5 protein-coding genes are annotated in these 4,302 nt (G+C 51.9%); all 5 read right to left on the reverse strand.

The window, feature by feature from the left end; translation table 11 throughout:
- Positions 1–49 precede the first annotated feature (49 nt).
- Positions 50–1,135: an RnfABCDGE type electron transport complex subunit D gene (locus ACRJJO_RS21735; RefSeq protein ID WP_431067649.1), complete on the reverse strand. Its 1,086-nt coding sequence runs from the start codon at positions 1,133–1,135 to the stop codon at positions 50–52.
- Between the two features lie 81 nt (positions 1,136–1,216).
- On the reverse strand, positions 1,217–2,695 hold the full coding sequence (gene rsxC, locus ACRJJO_RS21740; RefSeq protein WP_431067650.1) for an electron transport complex subunit RsxC: 1,479 nt from the start codon (positions 2,693–2,695) through the stop codon (positions 1,217–1,219).
- On the reverse strand, positions 2,692–3,243 hold the full coding sequence (locus tag ACRJJO_RS21745) for an RnfABCDGE type electron transport complex subunit B (protein ID WP_431067651.1): 552 nt from the start codon (positions 3,241–3,243) through the stop codon (positions 2,692–2,694). Before ACRJJO_RS21745 ends, rsxC begins: the two co-directional genes overlap by 4 nt.
- 19 nt (positions 3,244–3,262) lie before the next feature.
- Positions 3,263–3,835 carry an electron transport complex subunit RsxA gene (gene rsxA, locus ACRJJO_RS21750; protein ID WP_431067652.1) on the reverse strand — a complete coding sequence of 191 codons (573 nt, stop codon included), beginning with the start codon at positions 3,833–3,835 and terminating at the stop codon, positions 3,263–3,265.
- Between the two features lie 140 nt (positions 3,836–3,975).
- Complete coding sequence (locus tag ACRJJO_RS21755) at positions 3,976–4,206, reverse strand: hypothetical protein (protein WP_431067653.1); 231 nt, start codon at positions 4,204–4,206, stop codon at positions 3,976–3,978.
- Positions 4,207–4,302 lie beyond the last annotated feature (96 nt).

Genomic DNA, 4,302 nt, shown 5'->3' on the forward strand with positions numbered 1-4,302 from the left:
TCCTCTTTCCTCTTTCCTCTTTCCTCTTTCCTCTTTCCTCTTTCCTCTTTCACCTTTCACCTTTCATCACCACCTTCTCCTCAAGGGGCCTACCCCGCCGATCCCGCCCTTGTATGCGAGGCCTGACATAGTGATCGATCAACGGCGTCAGCGAATTCATCAGCAAAATCGCGAATCCGGCGCCTTCCGGGTATCCGCCCCAGGTCCGTATCATGTAAATCAACAAACCGCACAGCGATCCGAAGATCATTTGTCCGAGTGGCGTATTAGGCGAAGTCACGTAATCGGTCGCTATAAAAAAAGCGGCGCACATCAATGCGCCGGAGCCAAGGTGCATAACGGGACTCAAATAACGCTCGGGATCCAAAAAATGAAAAAGACCGGCAATCGCGGCAACCGATGCAAGCATCGAAACCGGTATAGTCCAGGTAATGATTTTTTTTAGCAATAACCACATTCCCCCGGCAAACAATAACAATGCCGAAGTTTCACCCAGACTGCCGCGCGTCAACCCTGACCAAATCGTCGATACGCCGTATTCGGACAAACTTTCGGACAATGGGTGCTTTTGCAGCCATTCGGTTTTGACATGTCCCAACAAGGTCGCCCCGGTCACTGCGTCAGGATTGCTCAATCCGGTAAATGTAATCGTCAGACCTTCATAAAAACCGGGTGCCGATTCCGTTAGCCAAGGAGTAACATCGGCCCAGGTCGTCATTTCCAATGGAAATGAAATCAGCAGAACGACACGCGCTAGCATCGCTGGATTGAATAAATTTTGTCCCAATCCGCCGTAAACTTGTTTGCCCAAAACGATCGCGATGCCGGCGCCGAGCACCCCGATCCACCACGGCGCCCATGGCGGCAAAGTCATCGTCAGCAACCACCCCGTCAACAGTGCGGAACCGTCTTTCAGCGCCGATATTACCGGTCTGCCGGCCAGCTTCAGGCACAAAGCCTCAAATACCAGCGACGCAAACAATGTGACCAATAACAAATTGACGGCCGGCCAACCGAACAAGTAAAGGCCGAATGCCGTTGCAGGCAACAATGCATATATTACCTGTCTCATGATACTACCGACGCCGATTGCCGATCCGGTATGCGGACCGCTGGACGGTTTAATGGTCAACATAACGCTTCTCCGGTTGATGAATCAAATTGCCTGTAAACGGCTTCATTCGCAGCAATACCTGCGTATTTGTACAGATCGAATTCAAACGGCGGCATCCGCCGCTTTCACGGACTGCTCTTTCGCCGCTCTGGCCTTGGCTAATTCCTCGGCTTTTTGCCTTTCGATTCGTTCCATGCGTTTAGTTCGTTCTTCGATCAATTTTTTGGTTTGTTCAGATTTATGTTGGGCTTGTTGTCTAGCCGCCAATTCTCCGGCTGCGTATTTGAAATAATGCACCAACGGAATATTGGAAGGACAGACATAAGAGCACGAACCGCAACTGATGCAATCTTTCAAACCGATGTCGACGGCGGCTTCCAAGCGATTGTTACGAATCCGGTTGGCCATATCGACCGGTAATAACCCGGCCGGACAAACCGAAATACATCGCGCGCATCGAATGCAAGGCTGCTCCTCGCCTTGTTTGATTTCAACCCCGGTCAACGCCAAAACGCCGCTGGTCGCTTTGACGACCGGCACATCGGCGATCGGCAGCGCTTCGCCCATCATCGGGCCGCCCATAACCCAACGCCGGGTTCGCGTTTCATCGGCGCCGCAAAACGCCAAAACTTCTGAGATCAAACTACCGATCGGTACTCTGACATTCTTCGGATTCGCTACGGCTCCGCCCGCTACCGTAACGACACGGTCGATCAAAGGCCGGCCATAACGGATCGCTTGATGGATCGCATAGGCTGTCGCGACATTGTGCATCAACACGCCGACATCGGTTGCACGTCCCCCGGCGGGAACTTCATTACCGGTCAAATAGCGTATCAATTGCCTGTCCCAGCCCATCGGATAACGCGTCGGAATTTTGCAAATTTCGATATTCGGATGGAACATCGCAGCAGTACGCATCGCTTTCAACGCAGCCGGTTTATTGTCTTCGATACCGACCATAGCCCGTCCGGCTTCCATACCGTGCAACATTATGCGAATGCCGTCGACGATTTCAGCGGCGTTCTCTTGCATCAACCTGTCGTCGCAGGTCAAATAAGGTTCGCATTCTCCGCCGTTAATCAATAACGTATGAATTTTATTTTGCCGCCCCAAGTTCAATTTGACCGCCGACGGAAAGGTCGCCCCGCCCATTCCGACCACGCCGGCCGAAGCAACCCGAAGACTGATTTCTTCCGGATCGAGCGTAAAAGGATCAATCATCGATTCGCCGGAATGCCATGCCTCTTTACCGTCGGTATCCAAGAAAACCGTGCGAATAGGCAAAGCGGACGGATGCGGGGCGGGATATTCGGTGATATCGGCGACCTTACCCGAACTCGGTGCATGCACAGGAGCCGATATCAGCCCTTGACTGTGTGCAAGCAATTGTCCTTTTAAAACCATATCGCCGACCCTGACAACCGGTTCGGCCGGTTTGCCGACGTGTTGCTGCAGCGGGATATACAAACGTTTGGGCAAAGGAAAAGAATCGTCGATAACCTGTTCGGCAGTAGCGTGCTTATGCTCATTGACGTGAATACCGCCCCGGATACGCAAACTCTGTAACAAAGTTATCATGCCGTAGCTCCCGTCGGTTGACCGGAAGGCTTATGCCAACGCCAATTACGCAATGTCACTTCGGGACGGTGCATTTGCAAGCATTCCGTCGGACACACATCGACGCATTTTCGGCATCCGGTACAGGCATCTGCGACTACGGTATGGATTTGCTTAGGCGCGCCGACGATCGCATCGGTCGGACACACTTTGAAACAACGCGTGCAACCGGTACAGGTTGCTTCGCTGACCTTGGCGATAAGCATTTCAGGCTCTTCGAAACCGCTTAAATCGACAGTAACGCCGAGCAATGCCGCAAACTGTTCAGCCAATGCGCTGCCCCCGGGAGGACACAGAGTCACCGGCGCTTCTCCCCGTGCTAGCGCTTCGGCAGCCGGTTTACAACCGGGATAACCGCATTGGCCGCATTGCGATCCCGGCATTAGCGCTTCGAGCTCTTGAACGATCGGGTTAGTTTCGACTTTGAGGTATTTCGCGGCGACGGCTAATATCCAACCTAGGATCAAACCCAATGTCGCCAAACTTGCTATCGCGGATAATACGTACATAAAGCCCCCTGTCTAACTTTTAAAGTCCGGCAAAACCCATGAATGCGAGAGAAAGAATACCGGCGGTTATGAAAGCGATGGGCGTACCGTCGAACAATGCAGGTACCGTCATTAAAGAAAGACGCTCTCTGAGGCCTGCAAAAATCACCATCACCAGCGTAAACCCCAATGCCGACCCGAAACCGAATACGACGCTCTGCAAGAAATTCGAATCGTGTTGAATATTCAGCAACGCAACGCCAAGCACCGCACAATTAGTGGTAATGAGGGGCAAGAATATTCCCAATACTTGATAAAGCACCGGGCTGGTTTTATGAATGACCATTTCGGTGAACTGTACGACTGCCGCAATCACCAAGATGAAACCCAGTACACGCATGAAGCCGATATCGAGCGGTATCAATACCCCGTGTTCCAACACCCAACCGGCAGAAGCCGCCAACGTCAATACGAAGGTTGTCGCCAAGCCCATGCCCAACGCCGTATCCAGCTTATTGGAGACACCCATGAACGGGCATAAACCCAGAAACTTAACCAACACGACGTTATTGACCAATGCCGTGCCTAAAATCAACATGAAATAATCGCCCATTACCCTGCCTTGCAAATTGCCTTTACTATCGGCGGAGCAGCAAACGTGCCAATATGTCGAATGAGCCTGGAAATCGCGAAATATCAAGGTTTTTAATAACAGCGCGATCGGACCGACTGTTGGTAATTAAACAGTCTCCTTCAATCCTCGCGCCTCATTGTCGTAAAACTTACAAATTCAAGCATTCTAACGATCATGAAAAAGCCGTCATCACCCCTGCAAATGAAAGTGCGAGGGATGGTTAGGGTGCGGCCACTCGCCCGACAGGACGCCGTGAATACGTCCGTGTAGGCTTGACGGCGGCTTTCCCTGCCGCCGACACCTGTCAGTCGAGTAATCGCACCCTCCTCGGAACCGGCATTGCTTTTCATATCGAAAAATCAGATAAAAAGTCCAAATCTACGAACTTCATGCTCTTTCCCAAGCTCCAGCTTGGGAAAGACACACCGGAAGCTCCAGCTTCCTGA

This window comes from Methylotuvimicrobium sp., from assembly GCF_050611805.1.
Lineage (GTDB): Bacteria > Pseudomonadota > Gammaproteobacteria > Methylococcales > Methylomonadaceae > Methylotuvimicrobium.

Bases quoted from the DNA above. Each gene is read 5' to 3' on its own strand.
- ACRJJO_RS21735 (WP_431067649.1), bottom strand. From the start codon at position 1,135: ATGTTGACCATTAAACCGTCCAGCGGTCCGCATACCGGATCGGCAATC.
- rsxC (WP_431067650.1), bottom strand. From the start codon at position 2,695: ATGATAACTTTGTTACAGAGTTTGCGTATCCGGGGCGGTATTCACGTC.
- ACRJJO_RS21745 (WP_431067651.1), bottom strand. From the start codon at position 3,243: ATGTACGTATTATCCGCGATAGCAAGTTTGGCGACATTGGGTTTGATC.
- rsxA (WP_431067652.1), bottom strand. From the start codon at position 3,835: ATGGGCGATTATTTCATGTTGATTTTAGGCACGGCATTGGTCAATAAC.
- ACRJJO_RS21755 (WP_431067653.1), bottom strand. From the start codon at position 4,206: ATGAAAAGCAATGCCGGTTCCGAGGAGGGTGCGATTACTCGACTGACA.